13 protein-coding genes are annotated in these 16379 nt (G+C 54.7%); 7 read left to right on the forward strand and 6 right to left on the reverse strand.

Annotated features, from left to right (window positions below; all coding sequences use genetic code 11):
- The first annotated feature begins 29 nt into the window (after positions 1–29).
- The 3 genes from HA50_RS29365 to HA50_RS29375 all read left to right on the forward strand — a co-directional run bounded on the left by HA50_RS29365 (position 30) and on the right by HA50_RS29375 (position 4083).
- Positions 30–1685, forward strand: coding sequence for a GMC family oxidoreductase (locus tag HA50_RS29365; RefSeq protein WP_084880906.1), 1656 nt, complete (start codon positions 30–32; stop codon positions 1683–1685).
- Positions 1682–3082, forward strand: a complete 1401-nt coding sequence (locus HA50_RS29370) for a c-type cytochrome (RefSeq protein ID WP_084880907.1) — start codon at positions 1682–1684, stop codon at positions 3080–3082. Before HA50_RS29365 ends, HA50_RS29370 begins: the two co-directional genes overlap by 4 nt.
- 89 nt (positions 3083–3171) lie before the next feature.
- Positions 3172–4083: a LysR family transcriptional regulator gene (locus HA50_RS29375; protein WP_084880908.1), complete on the forward strand. Its 912-nt coding sequence runs from the start codon at positions 3172–3174 to the stop codon at positions 4081–4083.
- A gap of 5 nt (positions 4084–4088) precedes the next feature.
- On the opposite strand, the gene HA50_RS29380 is transcribed toward HA50_RS29375, so the two are convergent.
- Positions 4089–5264, reverse strand: a complete 1176-nt coding sequence (locus HA50_RS29380; RefSeq protein ID WP_084880909.1) for an MFS transporter — start codon at positions 5262–5264, stop codon at positions 4089–4091.
- A gap of 442 nt (positions 5265–5706) precedes the next feature.
- Here HA50_RS29380 and HA50_RS29385 point away from each other — a divergent pair, with 442 nt between their 5' ends.
- Positions 5707–7020: an MFS transporter gene (locus HA50_RS29385; protein WP_084880910.1), complete on the forward strand. Its 1314-nt coding sequence runs from the start codon at positions 5707–5709 to the stop codon at positions 7018–7020.
- 43 nt (positions 7021–7063) lie between these two features.
- Here HA50_RS29385 and HA50_RS29390 read toward each other — a convergent pair whose 3' ends face one another.
- Complete coding sequence (locus HA50_RS29390; protein ID WP_084880911.1) at positions 7064–7864, reverse strand: MetQ/NlpA family ABC transporter substrate-binding protein; 801 nt, start codon at positions 7862–7864, stop codon at positions 7064–7066.
- Positions 7865–8091: 227 nt separating this feature from the next.
- Between HA50_RS29390 and HA50_RS29395 the strand changes: the two genes are divergently transcribed.
- Positions 8092–9207 (forward strand): metallophosphoesterase, encoded by a 1116-nt coding sequence (locus HA50_RS29395; RefSeq protein WP_084880912.1) that lies wholly within the window; start codon positions 8092–8094, stop codon positions 9205–9207.
- A 379-nt stretch (positions 9208–9586) separates the two neighbouring features.
- Entirely contained in the window at positions 9587–11947 is a 2361-nt protein-coding gene (locus HA50_RS29400) for a glucose/quinate/shikimate family membrane-bound PQQ-dependent dehydrogenase (RefSeq protein ID WP_084880913.1), read from the forward strand.
- Positions 11948–12005: 58 nt separating this feature from the next.
- Here the strand turns inward: HA50_RS29400 and HA50_RS29405 are convergent, their stop codons facing one another.
- The 4 genes from HA50_RS29405 to HA50_RS29420 form a co-directional block, all read right to left on the reverse strand.
- Positions 12006–12806: a pyrroline-5-carboxylate reductase family protein gene (locus HA50_RS29405; protein WP_084880914.1), complete on the reverse strand. Its 801-nt coding sequence runs from the start codon at positions 12804–12806 to the stop codon at positions 12006–12008.
- A complete protein-coding gene (locus tag HA50_RS29410; RefSeq protein WP_084880915.1) occupies positions 12803–13987 on the reverse strand; it encodes a M20 aminoacylase family protein in 1185 nt (394 codons plus the stop codon). The genes HA50_RS29405 and HA50_RS29410 overlap by 4 nt, the downstream gene beginning before the upstream one ends.
- A 62-nt stretch (positions 13988–14049) precedes the next feature.
- A complete protein-coding gene (locus HA50_RS29415; RefSeq protein WP_084880916.1) occupies positions 14050–14751 on the reverse strand; it encodes a GntR family transcriptional regulator in 702 nt (233 codons plus the stop codon).
- Between the two features lie 136 nt (positions 14752–14887).
- Positions 14888–15109: a hypothetical protein gene (locus tag HA50_RS29420; protein ID WP_084880917.1), complete on the reverse strand. Its 222-nt coding sequence runs from the start codon at positions 15107–15109 to the stop codon at positions 14888–14890.
- A gap of 145 nt (positions 15110–15254) precedes the next feature.
- Here HA50_RS29420 and HA50_RS29425 point away from each other — a divergent pair, with 145 nt between their 5' ends.
- Positions 15255–16361 (forward strand): ABC transporter substrate-binding protein, encoded by a 1107-nt coding sequence (locus tag HA50_RS29425; protein ID WP_084880918.1) that lies wholly within the window; start codon positions 15255–15257, stop codon positions 16359–16361.
- The last annotated feature ends 18 nt before the right edge of the window (positions 16362–16379 follow it).

Consider the following 16379-nt stretch of genomic DNA (forward strand, 5'->3'; position numbering starts at 1 on the left):
TTTCCCTTTCATAAAAAACGACGAAAATCATGAAAAAACCGATTTTTTCTGCGCAGGGTGATGCTGCCGCAGACATTGTTATTGTTGGCTCCGGAGTGGTGGGTGGCTTGATGGCGAATGAGCTGGTCAGCCAGGGCTATTCCGTACTGGTACTGGAAGCAGGTTTACGTATTGATCGTGCACAGGCAGTGGAAAACTGGCGCAACATGCCGTTTGCTAACCGTGCTGGCTCTGATTTTCAGGGGTTATATCCGCAATCGAAATTTGCCCCGGCGCCGCTTTATTTCCCACCGAATAATTATGTGAATGTCACCGGCCCGGATGCTGGCAGCTTTCAGCAGGGCTACCTGCGAACCGTTGGCGGCACCACCTGGCACTGGGCGGCATCGTGCTGGCGTCACCACCCCAGCGATTTTGTGATGCAGTCAAAATATGGTGTGGGTCGCGACTGGCCAATCAGCTATGACGAGCTGGAACCCTGGTATTGCCGTGCGGAAAGCGAAATTGGCGTGGCAGGTCCGAACAATGTGGCGATGCAATCGCCGTCGGAGCGTAGCCAGCCTTACCCGATGGATATGGTGCCTTTCGCCCACGGTGATAATTATTTTGCCAGCGTGGTTAACCCGCATGGCTACAACCTGGTGCCTATCCCCCAGGGACGCAGCACGCGCCCATGGGAGGGCCGTCCTACCTGCTGTGGTAACAATAACTGCCAGCCCATTTGCCCGATCGGGGCGATGTACAACGGTATCCACCACATCGAACGTGCGGAGCGCGCCGGTGCCGTGGTGCTGGCCGAAGCCGTGGTTTACAAAATTGATACCGACGGTAATAACCGCGTGACGGCAGTGCACTGGAAAGACAGCTCCGGCGCATCACATAAAGCCACCGGCAAAGCCTTTGCGCTGGCCTGCAACGGTATTGAAACGCCACGTCTGCTGCTGATGGCGGCGAACGGCGGCAACCCGAATGGTATTGCTAACGGTTCGGATATGGTGGGACGTAACATGATGGACCACTCTGGCTTCCATTGCTCGTTCCTGACCGAAGAACCGGTGTGGCTGGGTCGTGGCCCGGCACAAAGCAGCTGCATGGTGGGCTATCGCGATGGTGACTTCCGCCGCGACTACTCCGCTAACAAAATGATTCTTAACAATATCTCGCGCGTAGTTGCTGCGACGCAGCAGGCGCTGAAAAAAGGGCTGGTCGGGAAAGCGCTGGATGAGGAAATCCGTTACCGCTCGATTCACAGTGTCGATATTTCTATCAGTCTCGAACCGCTGCCAGACCCGGAAAACCGTCTGACCTTAAGCAAAACCCGCAACGATCCGCATGGCCTGCCTTGCCCGGATATCTATTACGACGTCGGCGATTATGTGCGTAAAGGTGCTGAAGTTTCCCACGCCCAGCTGGAGCATATTGGCCAGCTGTTTAATGGCAAGGAGTTCACCATCAGCAAAGGACTGAATGCCAATAACCATATTATGGGTGGTGTGATCATGGGTAAAAGCGGCAAAGACGCGGTGGTGGATGGTAACTGCCGCGCCTTTGATCACGAAAATCTGTGGCTGCCGGGTGGCGGAGCGATCCCGTCAGCGAGCGTGGTGAACAGTACCCTGACGATGGCGGCTCTGGGTTTGAAAGCGGCACAGGATATCGCCCAGCGGATGAGGACAATGGCATGAAGACGCTAATCGTCACCGGCTTTGCGGCTTTGGTCACCTTTGGCGCGCAGGCTGATTCCCTCGATACCAACCTGCTGAAGCAGGGTGAACAGGTTGCCATCGCGTCAGACTGCCAGGCATGCCATACCGCGCCGGGCAGTAAAACCGCGTTCAGCGGAGGTTATGGTATTGCTTCACCGATGGGGGTGATTTATGCCACTAACATCACGCCAGCCAAAAGTGGGATCGGGGATTATACCGAAGCCCAGTTCTCGGCTGCGGTCCGGCATGGTATACGCGCTGATGGTGCGCAGTTGTATCCGGCGATGCCTTATACCTCCTACAGCATGATGACCGATGCCGACCTGCACGCCCTGTATTATTACCTGAAGCACGGTGTACCCGCTGTCGAGCAACATAATCCGCAAACGGACCTGCCGTTCCCGTTTAGCCTGCGTTTTAGCATGCGTTTCTGGAACATGATGTTCGCTAACGACAAAATGTGGCAAAACGATGGCAGCAAAAGTGCGGAGTGGAACCGGGGTAATTACCTGGTTAACGGTCTGGCACACTGTAATACCTGTCATACGCCGCGTGGTTTCCTGATGCAGGAGCAGCAGGATCGTCCGCTGGCTGGCGGACCGCTCGGTAGCTGGTATGCGCCAAATATCACCTCAGACCCGGTAAGCGGTATCGGTGGCTGGAGTGATGACGAGCTGGTGCAGTACCTGAAAACCGGTCGTGCTGCGGGCAAAAATCAGGCCGCAGGCGGGATGGCAGAAGCGGTTGAGCACAGCCTGCAATATCTGCCGGATAGCGATTTGCACGCCATTGCGGTTTACCTGAAAGGTACTGCCCCGATTCGTGATGAGGGTGAAACGCAACCGGCCTACAGCTGGGGCGCTCCGATGGATATCGAGAATAGCGTACGGGGCCGCAACCCCAATAACGCCAATCTCTCCCTGACCAACGGCGAGGCATTATTCAGCGGCAATTGCGCCAGTTGCCATCAGCCGGATGGCTCGGGTAGCGCCAATCAGGCTTATCCATCGTTGTTCCACAATACCGCCACGGGCATGCGCAATCCGAACAACCTGATTGCCGCAATTCTGTTTGGCGTACAACGCGATACCGCAGACCATCAGGTGCTGATGCCAGGCTTTAGCTCACCGTCATATGTTGATAAGTTGAACGATCAGCAGGTGGCGGATATCAGTAACTTTGTGCTGAAAAACTACGGCAATCCAAATGTGACCGTCACCGCGGAAGATGTTGCCTGGGTGCGCAAAGGTGGCCATCCGCCACTGCTGGCGCGCCTGCAACCGCTGATGATGCCTGCCATCATCGGGGGGATTATCCTGGTGCTGGCGATTATCGGCATTATTTGTCTGCTACGACGAAAAGCGAAAGCGCAGTAATCATGCAACGGGCCAGGCTAATACCCTGGCCTTTTTTATGATTACATGTTTTTATCCCGGCACTGGATAAAGAGGAATGACGCACGCTTATGCGGAAAACAGATCATCTCGGCAGCATCACCGCCTTCGTTACCACGGCGCAATTAGGTAGCTTCACGGCGGCGGCTGAACGGCTGGGATTAACCAAATCAGCGGTGGGTAAAAGCGTCAGTCGCCTTGAGGAGCGGCTCGGGCTGCGTCTTTTCCAGCGCTCCACGCGCAGACTGAGCCTGACACCGGATGGTGAACGCTTTCTCTCCAGCTGCCAGAATGCCATCGATATTCTGGAGCAAGCCGAGGCCGAGCTGACGTCCCATATTTCGCAACCTGCGGGCAGGCTGCGCGTCGATCTCCCGGCCGCCTTTGGGCGGCAACGTATTCTGCCCATTCTGCTGCAAATTACGCGTGACTTCCCGGAGCTGGCGCTGACGGTGACATTCAGCGAGCGCTTTGTTGACCTCATTGATGAAGGCATCGATCTGGTGATCCGCATTGGTGAGCTGGCTGACAGCAGCGGCCTGGTGGCCCGCAGGTTAACCACGCAGAAGCTGGTGATTTGTGCTGCGCCGGATTATCTGCAACGTCAGGGGGAACCGGCTGCGCCTGCCGAACTCAACCAGCACCAGTGTGTGGTCGGTTTCCGCCGTAATCAGCCTATTTCCTGGCTGCTGAAACAAAGCAATGGGCAGATGCTGCGTTTTACCCCGCCCGCGACGCATGAGTTGGCGGATGGGGATGCCATGCTGGCGGCCACGCTAGCCGGATGTGGCCTGGCGCAGCTACCGTTGTGGCTGGTGGGAAAATATCTGGCCAGTGGCGAGTTACGTGAGGTGCTTTCCGGGCATTCCGGCGGGGAAGTGCCCATCAGTGCGTTGTGGCCGAAAAGCCGTCAGCTGCTGCCGCGCATCCGTTATGTGGTGGATACGCTGGTGAAAGCGGCAGAAGACGGCTTGCTGGATTAATCAGGTTACGCCAGTTCCTCTACCAGCACGCTGGCGTGGTCGGCCCGATGTTTTATCACGATGCTGATTAACGCCAGAACGGTGAAAATCACGCTGCTCAGCACTACAGCATGGGTGCCGAGGTGCGCAATAAACCAGCCGCCCGTCAGGGAACCGATGGTGATGCCGAGATTTGAGAAAGACATATACAGGCTGTTAGCGAATTCCGGCGCTTTGCTGGCTTCGCGCATCAGCCAGGTCTGACTGATCACTAATCCCGAGGAGTGGAACGCTCCCCAGAAAACCGTCAGCAGACACATACTCAGCGGTGAAAAGCCAAATAACCACACCAGCAGAAAAATCACGCTAAAGAACACCGGATAGAGGTGGGTGGTTTTTACCACATTTTTCTGCAAAAAGTGGCTAAAGACGAAATTGCCGACAAAACCACACACACCAAATAAAATAAGCATCGCGCTGATGGCATTGTTATGCAGCTGCGTAATGTTTGACAGATAATCGGCGATATAACTGAAACTGGAAAACATGGCGGCGAATATCGACGTCACGGTGGCGATAGTGAGCCACAATTTACCGTTACGTAATACCGATAATTGGCTGGCGAAGGATACTTTTTGTGTGGCGGGCATGGAAGGCATGAGAAACAACACGCCAGCAAAGGCCAGCACACAGGCGGCAGCGCCGAAATAAAAAGCCGCAGCCAGGGAAATATGATCGGCAATTAATCCGCTCAGCGGTACGCCCAGCACCAGACCGATCGCCACACCGGCAAATACACGGGCGGTGGCATGCGCGGCTTGCTCTTTGGGCACCGAACTGGCGGCAACCACCAGCGCTACGGCGAAGAACACCGCATGGGCGAGAGCGGGCAGAATGCGGAACAACAGCATCAGATTAAATATGTCGGTGGTGGCGTAAATCAGGTTGGAAATAATAAATACGCCCAGAATGCTCAGTAACACCTTTTTCTTATTAAAACCGGATAACAGCAGCGTAATAAACGGACCCGTGACAGCGACAATTACCGCATAGATGCTCACCAGAAAACCGACCTGAGTCGGTGTGACATGAAGTTGTGAAACTAATTTTGGCAGCAAACCAATAATCGCAATTTCTGTGGTTATCACGCCAAATACGGCGACAGAAAGAGCCAGTAAAAGCAATGTGCTTTTATTTTGCATAGAACACCCTTACGAAAAAATCGCAAATGAAATAAAGGAAAAGCGGAATAGGGAACCTGACCTTTCCGGGACGGCTATCATCCTTAACTTTTGGTTGCGGGGAAACAGGCCTCTGGATGTTACTGAGGAGACATAAATTCAACTATGGATGTCATCGGGTGAGCAGAAGGCAACAATCCTGTTACAACCTGATGTTACAACTCCTGTGACTGAGCGCCGATTCTGAGCAGGAATGACAGTCGGAACTCGCGTCGCCAGATGGTTTTATTTTGTCATCGCATCTCGCCAGGCGTTTAACCACGCGCTTTGCACCGCCACATCACGCTGTGTGTAACAGCTTTCCTTAACACGATTTGCAGTGATTCAGATCGCAAAAATAATATCCAGATTCTCTTTAATAGAGTGCAGAACTACGAATCTACACGAAGGCGAAGGGGGCATTATGCAGGACCGTATTCCCGGAACACGTTGGTATCGCGTTATTGCACCAATTTTGATTGTTTGCATCGTCTCCTTCATGGATCGCGTCAATATCAGCTTTGCGCTCCCTGGTGGTATGGATCAGGACCTGGCGATTACCAGCCAGATGGCAGGTATCGTCAGCGGCATTTTCTTTATCGGATATCTGTTTTTGCAGGTGCCGGGTGGCCGGACGGCGGTGAACGGCAGCGGTAAACGTTTTATCGCCTGGTCGCTGGTTGCCTGGACGCTGGTCTCCATCGCTACCGGTTTTGTCACCAACCACTATCAATTACTGGCGCTACGCTTTGTACTGGGCGTATCGGAAGGGGGGATGTTACCCGTGGTATTAACCATGGTGAGTAACTGGTTCCCCGAGAAAGAACTGGGCCGTGCCAATGCTTTCGTGATGATGTTTGCCCCGTTAGGTGGCATGTTTACCGCACCAATCTCCGGCTACATCATCAACGTACTGGACTGGCGCTGGCTGTTTATTATTGAAGGCTTGTTATCGGCGGTGATCCTGCTGATCTGGTGGCTGGTGGTCAGCGACCGTCCGGAAGAAGCGCGCTGGCTGCCTGAGAAGGAAAAAGCCTGGCTGCTCAGTGAGCTGGGACGTGAGCGTGCGGCGGTGCGTGCCATCGCGCCCGTCAACAAAGCGCCCTTAAAAGCGGTGTTTCGTAACCGGGGCCTGATGAAGCTGGTAGCACTGAATTTCTTCTATCAAACCGGGGATTACGGTTACACCCTGTGGTTGCCGAGTATTCTGAAAAACCTGACCGGATCGAATATGGCGGGTATTGGTTTGCTGGCGGCCTTGCCGTTTGTCGCGACCATTCTGGGTATCTATGCGATTTCATGGTTAAGCGACCGCACCGGAAAACGTCGTCTGTGGGTGATGGTGTCGTTGTTCTGCTTTGCGGCGGCGCTGCTGGCCTCGGTTATCCTGCACAGCAACGTGGTGGCGGCCTATATCGCGTTGGTGGTGTGTGGTTTCTTCCTGAAGGCCGCTACCAGCCCGTTCTGGTCTATCCCTGGCCGCATTGCCGCGCCGGAAGTGGCGGGCAGTGCGCGTGGGGTGATCAATGGTTTGGGTAATCTGGGCGGATTCTGCGGGCCGTATCTGGTCGGGATTATGACCATGCTTTATGGACAGAATGTCGCGGTCTGCTGGCTGGCGGGTTCGCTGGTGGTAGCCGGTCTGCTGACCACCACGCTGCCCAAAGCCTGTGACCTGAAACCATCAGAAGGGTTGGGGGATATGCAGCAGGATAAACTCGCAACCTATAAGCATTAACGGCATAGGCTGTGACGGCGCAATAAATTGCGCCGTCACAAAATTACCAGCCTTTAATGATATCGCCTTTATAAATTTCGTTCGCTTTATTAAGCACTTCCGGTGACTGGAACGCTTCTTTCAGCTTCTGAATATTCGGGCTGTCTTTATTATCTTCACGCGCCACAATCGCGTTCACATACGGGGACGCTTTCCCTTCCATAAACATGCCATCACGTGAGGCGGAGAGATTCGCCAGCGCCGCGAAGTTATTATTGATGATGGAAACGTAGACCTGCGGATCATCGAGCGTACGAGCCAGCTGCGGTGTGTCCACTCCAACAAATTTAAGGTTTTTCGGGTTGGCGGTGATGTCGAGTGTGGTTGGCAGCAGGCCGGCTTCGGGTTTCACGCTAATCAGCCCCTGGGCCTGCAACAACAGCAGGCTGCGTCCGAGGGTGGTGGCTTCGTTAGAAATAGTGATAGTGGCACCATCAGGCAGATCTTTTAACGATTTGATTTTGCGTGAATAGCCAGCGATGGGGAAAACAAAGGTGTTGGTGATCACCGCAAAATGGTAACCACGCTCTTTTGACTGCATTTCCAGATAAGGCAGGCTCTGGAAGGCATTGGCATCGACATCTTTGTTGAACAGAGCTTCGTTAGGTTGCACATAGTCATTGAAGGCCACCACATCGACATCCAGATGATACTTGTCATGGGCAACCTGCTTTACGGTATCCCACAGTGCCTGATCGGGACCGGTGTTGATCGCCACTTTGACACTGTTGTTGCTGTCTTTATTACAGGCGCTGAGTAGCGTCACTGAAGCAGCCAGCAGCACGGAGACTAATTTCTTATTCATAACGAAGTTCCTTTCTAAAAATCTGATGATCTCTACCTGCGTAACAGGTCGGGTACAGGGAGCGCACTATAATCTACATCTGGACGTCTGTACATCCAGATGGAAATCGTTTGCTGAAAATTACAGCGCAGCTGGCGTCGGATTTCGCCAGTTTTGAAAAGTCGCTGCCATGTTTTTCGCCGATAATAGCGCGCTAAAACTTTGCCTAATTTCCAGGGAATATCACGATGTTTCACCTGATTTTCAGCATACCCGGCTGGTATGTCATCGCGCGTTTTATCGCTCCCCTGGCGTTGCCGCTTGGGGTGAAGATTCTGTTCTCGGCTGTGGTGTTGCTTGCCACGCAGTATCTGTGGTTGAGTCGTTTTACCTCCGGCAGCATCATGTCGCCGGAAATGCCGCGTCCGGTGATTATCCTGTTCAACTGGGCTTTCTGCGCGGTGCTGTTTCTCGCCATGCTGCAGGTGCTCATCGATGCGGTGGGGCTGATCGCGCTGTTGGCGGGGCATCCGCTGGTGATTTCGCCCGAGGTTCGTTACCTGGCTGGGGGCATCGCCATGCTGCTGGCCGCAGTGGGTGTACATCAGGCGATACGCGTCCCACCGGTGAAAGATGTGGTCTTCAACATTAAAAACCTGCCCGCTGAGTTTGAAGGTTATCAGTTGTTGCAGCTGACGGACTTACACATCAGCAAACTGTTTAATGGAAAATGGACAGCGAAGATGGTGGAGAAGGCGATGGCGCTGGAGGTGGACCTGATTGTCGTCACCGGTGATGTGATTGATGGCACGCTGAACAATCGACGCAATGATGTTGCACCGTTACAGGGCCTGAGCGCGCCTGATGGCGTGTTTGCCATTACCGGCAATCACGAATATTTCTTTGAGCAGGCGCGCTGGACGGAACATCTCGCCGCGCTCGGGCTGAAGCCCTTGCTTAACAGCCATGCGGTGGTGACCCGCGATGATGCCAGCCTGGTCATTGTCGGCGTAACCGATGCGTCGGCCCCTGGCCGAGGTGCGCCGGGACCGGATTTGGCCCGTGCCTTGTCGGGTGCGCCGCTCAATGCACCGGTGGTGTTGCTGGACCATCAACCGCGCAACGCGCGCCAGAATGCGGCGCAGGGAGCGGATGTACAGCTATCCGGCCACACCCACGGCGGCCTGATTGCCGGGTTTGATCGCCTGTTTGCTAAACCGAATGGTGGATTTGTTTCCGGGCTTTATGCCGTAGAAGGTATGCAACTCTACGTCAATAACGGCACGGCGCTGTGGCCGGGCATGGCCGTGCGTTTAGGACGTCCTTCTGAACTGACGCGCATTACGCTGAAAAGAGCAAACTGAGTGATGGGGGCGCGTAGCCCCATCACTACTGTGCGCGATAAATCGCGCCGCTACGGCTCCGTGCGATTATTGGCCTGGTCGGCATAAATGCCGCCCCCACAGGCGTAAGGTGCGAATTTATTCGCACCAGGGATTGACGCTCAAGACGGTAGCTACGAGTGATATCGTTTCCACTTAAACTCCATTTCATCAAACCCTCCATATCGATAACTTCAATTCAGAAATAAATAACAACAATTAAACATTTGATAAATAAGTTAATTTGTAATTTTTAGAGGAAATTAGCACAGAATTATAATGTAAATACTTTGTGATAACGTTTACACTAATGATGTAAATTATTTACAGTTGTCACGTTTCCCCCTGCAAGGTTAATAAAATGTCACGGGCATCCCGAATTTTAAATTTGTTAACACTCATCTTTTCAGTGCTTTGTGCTGCATGGCTGCTGATTGGTGGTGTCTGGTTACTGTCGCTGGGCGGCAGTGCTTATTACCTGATTAGTGGTCTGGCAATGGCGGCGTTTAGCTGGCTGTTGCTGAAGAAAAAGCGCAGCGCGCTCTATCTTTACGCCGCGATTCTGTTTCTTACTGCTATCTGGGCCTGGCATGAAGCCGGGAGCGATTACTGGACGCTGGTTCCGCGTCTGGATATCTGGGTGTTGTTGGGTATCTGGTTGATCCTGCCTTTCAGCTATCGTCAATTCTCCACCACTAACAAAAAGCCGCTCGGTGCGATGCTGGTCGCCCTGTTGGTGAATGTGGCGTTGCTGGCGGGTTCTGCGCTGCACGATCCGCAGGAAATCAACGGCGAACTGCCGTTAACCGATAAGGCACCGGCTGCCTCCACGGTTCCGGCTGAAGACTGGACTGCGTATGGCCGTACGCAGGAAGGGGTGCGCTACTCACCGCTGCAACAAATCAATGAGCACAACGTTAAAGATTTGCAGGTTGCCTGGCAGTTTGAGACCGGCGATCACAAAACCGCCAATGACCCCGGTGAAATCACTAACGAAGTGACGCCGCTGAAAGTCGGCAACATGCTGTATCTCTGCACCCCGCACCAGATCCTGATTGCTCTGGATGCGGCGAGCGGCAAAGAGAAATGGCGCTTTGATCCCAAACTGAAATCGGATCCGACCTTCCAGCACATTACCTGCCGTGGCGTCTCTTACCATGAAATGTCAGCAGTGGCAGAAGGCAGCGCCAGCCAGCCTGCCAGCTGTGCACGTCGTATCTTCCTGCCGGTGGATGATGGTCGTCTGTTCGCGCTCGACGCGCAAACCGGTGAGCGTTGCCCGTCTTTCGCTAACAACGGCGAACTGAATCTGCAACATCAGCAGCCGAATGCCTATCCGGGCGGCTATGAGCCGACATCTCCGCCGATCGTGACCGATAATATGGTGATTGTGGCGGGTTCGGTAACTGACAACCTGTCCACGCGCGAACCTTCTGGTGTTATCCGTGGTTTTGATATCAACAGCGGCAAGCTGGTGTGGGCCTTCGATCCGGGCGCGAAAGATCCGAATGCGCTGCCAGCGGATGGCGAAACCTTTACCGCCAACTCACCGAACTCCTGGGCTCCGGCAGCCTACGATGCCAAACGCGACATCATCTATCTGCCGATGGGTGTGTCCACGCCAGATATCTGGGGTGGCAATCGCACCGCCGATCAGGAACGTTTTGCCAGTGGGTTGTTAGCGCTGCATGCCTCCACCGGTAAACTGGCCTGGTTCTATCAGACCGTACACCACGATCTGTGGGATATGGATCTGCCGTCACAACCGACGCTGGCAGATATCACTGACAAAGACGGCAACACCGTTCCGGTGGTGTATGTCCCGGCTAAAACCGGCAACATTTTTGTTCTGAACCGTGAAACCGGCAAGCCAGTGGTCCCGGCACCGGAAACCCCGGTTCCGCAAGGCCCGGCCAAAGGTGATCATCTCAATCCCAACCAGCCATTCTCTGAGCTGACCTTCCGTCCGCAGCAGAAATTGCAGGGCAAGGATATGTGGGGTGCCACCATGTTCGATCAGCTGGTGTGCCGCGTGATGTTCCATCGTCTGCGCTACGAAGGCCCGTTTACGCCGCCTTCTGAGCAGGGCACGCTGGTATTCCCAGGTGACTTCGGCATGTTCGAATGGGGCGGTATTGCGGTGGATACCGATCGTCAAATTGCGATTGCCAACCCGATGGCAATGCCGTTTATCTCCAAACTGATTCCGCGTGGTCCGGGCAACCCGATTGAGCCGGGTGCCGATGGTGCTGCGGGCTCCGGTTCCGAATCGGGCGTGCAGCATATGTACGGTGTGCCTTATGGTGTGGAACTGAATCCGTTCCTGTCACCGTTTGGTCTGCCATGCCTGCAACCTTCGTGGGGCTTTGTTTCCGCGATCAACCTGCAAAATCATCAGATCGTCTGGAAAAAACGCATTGGTACGGTGCGTGACAGCGCCCCGGTGCCGTTACCGTTCAAAATGGGTGTGCCGATGTTAGGCGGCCCGGTCACCACTGCCGGTAACGTGTTCTTCGTGGCGGGTACGCTGGATAACTATCTGCGCGCCTATAGCGTCCGTGATGGTCAGTTGCTGTGGCAGGCACGCCTGCCTGCGGGTGGTCAGGCCACACCGATGACTTATGCGGTCGATGGCAAGCAGTATGTGGTGATTATGGCGGGCGGACACGGTTCATTCGGCACCAAACTGGGCGATTACGTTATCGCTTATAAACTGCCGTAAGCCTGATTGTCTCTGTCAATCTCGCCCCCGTCGGGTTCTCCGGCGGGGGCGTTTTCGTTTAATTTCCGGATAATTCGGTGGTTCTGCGCAATGCCGCCAGCACGCTTTGCTGTAGCCCGGCAGCAAAATCACTTTTGTTCAGTTCAAAAATTCCATTGATGCCAACGCCGCCCGGAGAATTGTTGATATCCATCAGCTGGCGCGGATGGCACTGTTTCAGCTTCAGCATCTCCACTGCGCCGATAAGATTTTCATACACCGCCTGAGTGGATTGCGTGCGGGTCAGTCCCGCCAGTACCCCTGCATCCGTTAACGATTCGATAAAGTAATAAACGTAGTTCACCCCGGCGACGGCAAAGGCAGTGAAGGCGTCAATCAGGCGTTCCTCCAGCAACATCACCTTGCCAAAACTCTCCAGAAACGGCAGCAGCGGGCCGCGTTCGACATGTGGGTTAAACGCTACGCCACTGAAGCCCAGCCCGGTATCGGTGAGGGTATTGGGGATGATGCGCGCGATGGGGCGCGTGGCACCCAACAGCGATGCCAGTTTCTCCAGCGTCACTCCGGCGATGATCGAGATGACGGTAGTGGTCGGGGTGGCATACTGATTAATCTGTGCGGCAACCGTGGCCAGATCATCCTGGGGGCGGATGCCCAGCACAATGTAGTCGGCACTGGCCAGCGCCGCGGCTTCCGGCAGGGTGCTGGTGAGTTGATAACGCGTCTGGAGCAGCGCAATGCGCGCCGGATCGATGTCCGAAAGGGTGACGCGACTGGCGGATAATGTGTGACGTTGTAACGCTGCGCGGATAATGGCTTCAGCCATCTGTCCGGCACCAAAGAAGTGGATGTGGCTCATCGGGGCATCTCCTGGTCAGAAAAACGCGAAGGCAATGACCGTTCCACCAGTGAAACCCACAAGCCGATACCAGGGGCGATCAGGTCATCATTGAAATCATAATTCGGGCTGTGCAGCGAAGCGGACGGCGTCGCGCCATCCGCGCCGAGCCATAAATAGGCTCCGGGACAGGCCTGCAACAGATAAGCAAAATCCTCAGCCGCCATTGAGGGACGCGGATTGTCATGCACACAGGTGATAGCAGGCGTCGCGAGGGCGGCCTGGCGCAATGCGTCAGCCTGGCTGGCGTGGTTTTCGGTGACCGGGTATCCATAGGCCCACTCGACGCTCCCCGTGACACCCAGGGCCTGCGGGACAGTGCGGGCATAATCGTCGATTAACTGCCAGCAACGCTCGCGCGTCGCGGTGCTCAGGCAGCGCAGCGTGCCAGCCAACGTCAGGCGATCCGGGATGACGTTAATCGCTTCCCCGGCGTGAATCTGCGTCACGCTGATCACACATTGCTCCAGCGGCGACAGGCGGCGTGCGGCGATGGTTTGCAATGCCAGTACCAGCTGCGAGGCGGCGATAATCGGGTCAGCGCCCAGTTCCGGCATGGCAGCATGGCAGCCTTTACCCTGCAACGTGATGGTGAAGTTATCCTGCGATGCCATCATGACCCCAGGACTGATGGCGCATTCACCCAGCGGCAGGCCGGGCCAGTTATGCAGTGCAAATACCGACTGCATCGGAAAACGGCTGAATAAACCGTCCTCAATCATCAGGCGGCCACCTCCGGCATTCTCTTCTGCGGGCTGGAAAATAAAACAGACGGTGCCGCTAAACTGGCGCGTTTGCGCTAAATGACGCGCGGCCCCGAGCAGGATGGCGCTGTGTCCATCATGGCCGCAGGCGTGCATCGCTCCCGCATGGATCGATTGCCAGTCACAGCCAGTGCGTTCCTGCATCGGCAACGCATCAATATCGGCGCGTAGCCCGATAGTGGGGCCTGGCCCGTTGTGCAGGACCGCCACCATACCGGTCCCGGCAATACCACGATAGACTTCCAGACCAAATCCGCTTAATAACTCAGCGATCTTTTCTGAAGTTTTGATTTCCTGTAAACCAATTTCCGGGATGCGATGCAATTCCCGCCGCCAGTCAATCGCCTGACGGATCAGCTCCTGAGAAATATCTCCCATAGCGCCCCGCAATATCAAAGGTAATAACATGGCGGTGTAAATAACCGCCGCTAATTAATGATTCAAAGACTTAAATATATCCGAGCCAGGCCTTCTTTGGTCACCGCCACGGCATGCTCTGAACTCAGGGAAATATGTTGTTCCATTAAACGGACGCCTTTATCAATATCACGGGCGCGCAGCGCAGCAATAATTTCCACATGTTCGTCGTAAGCGTTATTACGGCGTACCGGGGCTTCCAGATCGATACGACGGAAGAAGCGGCTGAGGGAGTTTAAACTCTCCAGCATCTCGTATAGCCGGGTATTGCGGGCGATACGGGCAATCTCCATATGAAACTGCTCATCCACCTGGGCAATGCGCGCCCAGTAGTCGGCATCCTGCAACTCGGGGGGATGAAGGGTGACGTTTTCCCAGATGGCGGTAGTTCGCGCAATATCTTCATCGCTGGCGCGCAGGCAGGCAAAGCGAAAGGTGGATTGCTCAATCACCATGCGCACTTCATACAGTTCACGCACACCGTCTGGCGTCAGATCGCGCGAATAAAAGCCCCGGTTCGGCACAAAGTTCATAAAACCTTCCTGCGCCAGACGGTTCAGCGCCTCGCGCACCGGGGTGCGGGAAACCCCCAGTTCTGCCGCCAGCTCGACCTCATTGACACGTTCGCCAGGACGAAACTGGTAGTCGATTGCCAACAGCTTAACCTTCTCGTACACCTTTTCCACGCTGTCGGCACTGCGGATTTTCTTTTTTGCGATGACCAATGCTGTCCCCTTAATTCTCTGCTGCATCGTGACTACCGCAGCGCTATTTTTAAATTGTTAGCACAGTCTCGTGGCGTAACTCAACAAATAAATGCATACACTTCTGCGTGCACCCTCTCAGGCAATTCCGCTTTATTTAAGACGTCATGATTATGTTTATTTGCACCATAAAATGACAGCGCTGCACCAAAATAGACTTAAGTGTATTCACTTGTGCATTATGAACAACCCTGCCTGATTGGTTTTTTAATCCCGCGATCGTTTGCCAGGTAAAATTATTTCTGCGGTCACCGGCGTTGTATTTGTTGAGTATTTTCTCACCAGCGGCAGCAAGTCGCTGCTTCATCATCCCAGCCATTGCGGCGCATGGCACAGCCTTTGCTTAATACACAAGTGTATGCACTTCTGCATCGACTTTGCTTCACCTCGCCAACATCAGGGCCCCCTTGTGGGGATAGATACCGGCCTCAGAGCCGGAACTCATTGAAAACTGGAGAAAGATCATGAAAAAGATGTTCCCCTTTTCGGCTGTTACGGGTGTTTTGTTGTCACTGGTTGCACATAATGCGCTGGCGGATATCACGCTGGGGGCGATTTTGCCGCTCACCGGAACCAGCGCCAGCATTGGTGAAGATCAGCGTCGCGGTATCGAACTGGCGGTGAATCAGATCAATGCCGCGGGGGGTGTGAATGGTGAAAAATTACAGGTCATGGTGGAAGACTCAGCAGGTAGCCCGGTGACGGGTCTGAGTGCGGTGCGCAAGCTGACGCAGGTCAACAAAGTGCCGCTGGTGGTGGGGGATTTCTCCTCCAGCGTCACTATCCCGGTGGGACAATATCTGGTGAAGAACCAACTGCTGCATATCAATATTTCCGGTACCAGTGCCGATATCCGCAAAATCGGTAAAACCTCGTGGAGCGTGATTGGTCTTGATGATCTTTCCGCGCGTTTCTCAGCCGCAGATGTGCGCAAACTGGGCTACAGCAAAGTGGCGTTTGTCGCGCCAGATGGGGCCTACGGCCAGGGCATGGCACAGCAATTCACCAAAGCGTTTGAAGCTGCTGGCGGCAAAGTGGTGGCGAAGGTGCTGTATACCAGCGGCCAGCCTTCTTATCGCCGGGAACTGGAGCAAATCTCCCGCGCCCAGCCCCAGGCTTACGTGTATACCAGCTACGGCCAGGATGCCATCGTCCTGAACCGTGAAGCCTGGGAACTCGGCCTGCACAACACCCCGTGGTACGGCATGTATCTGACCATGGCGATTGCCGACTCTCCCGCGCAGTACACCAACGGCCAGTTGGGGATGGAAGTAGGGGGTGCCAGTGGTAATCAGGCGGCGGAAGCCTACAACCAGCAATATCAGGCGCAGTTCAAAGAGAAACCGCGCTCCGTCTACGGTAGCTATGCCTATGACAGCATCATGCTGGCTGCCGCCGCGATCAAGCAGGCGCACAGCAGCGCACCGGCAGCCATGATCAGCGCCATGCAAACCGTCGCACCAGGCTTCAGTGGCCTGACCGGCAAACTCGATCTGGATAGCGATAACCAACGCCAGAGCCAACCGTATCTCAACGTGAAAGCACAGAACGGTGAACTGGTGGCGCGCTAACCCGTGCCTTTACGGTCT

It is taken from the genome of Pantoea cypripedii (assembly GCF_002095535.1).
Taxonomy (GTDB): domain Bacteria; phylum Pseudomonadota; class Gammaproteobacteria; order Enterobacterales; family Enterobacteriaceae; genus Pantoea; species Pantoea cypripedii.

Coding starts and splice junctions, on each gene's coding strand:
- HA50_RS29365 (WP_084880906.1), top strand. CDS start 30: ATGAAAAAACCGATTTTTTCTGCGCAGGGTGATGCTGCCGCAGACATT.
- HA50_RS29370 (WP_084880907.1), top strand. CDS start 1,682: ATGAAGACGCTAATCGTCACCGGCTTTGCGGCTTTGGTCACCTTTGGC.
- HA50_RS29375 (WP_084880908.1), top strand. CDS start 3,172: ATGCGGAAAACAGATCATCTCGGCAGCATCACCGCCTTCGTTACCACG.
- HA50_RS29380 (WP_084880909.1), bottom strand. CDS start 5,264: ATGCAAAATAAAAGCACATTGCTTTTACTGGCTCTTTCTGTCGCCGTA.
- HA50_RS29385 (WP_084880910.1), top strand. CDS start 5,707: ATGCAGGACCGTATTCCCGGAACACGTTGGTATCGCGTTATTGCACCA.
- HA50_RS29390 (WP_084880911.1), bottom strand. CDS start 7,864: ATGAATAAGAAATTAGTCTCCGTGCTGCTGGCTGCTTCAGTGACGCTA.
- HA50_RS29395 (WP_084880912.1), top strand. CDS start 8,092: ATGTTTCACCTGATTTTCAGCATACCCGGCTGGTATGTCATCGCGCGT.
- HA50_RS29400 (WP_084880913.1), top strand. CDS start 9,587: ATGTCACGGGCATCCCGAATTTTAAATTTGTTAACACTCATCTTTTCA.
- HA50_RS29405 (WP_084880914.1), bottom strand. CDS start 12,806: ATGAGCCACATCCACTTCTTTGGTGCCGGACAGATGGCTGAAGCCATT.
- HA50_RS29410 (WP_084880915.1), bottom strand. CDS start 13,987: ATGGGAGATATTTCTCAGGAGCTGATCCGTCAGGCGATTGACTGGCGG.
- HA50_RS29420 (WP_084880917.1), bottom strand. CDS start 15,109: ATGGCTGGGATGATGAAGCAGCGACTTGCTGCCGCTGGTGAGAAAATA.
- HA50_RS29425 (WP_084880918.1), top strand. CDS start 15,255: ATGAAAAAGATGTTCCCCTTTTCGGCTGTTACGGGTGTTTTGTTGTCA.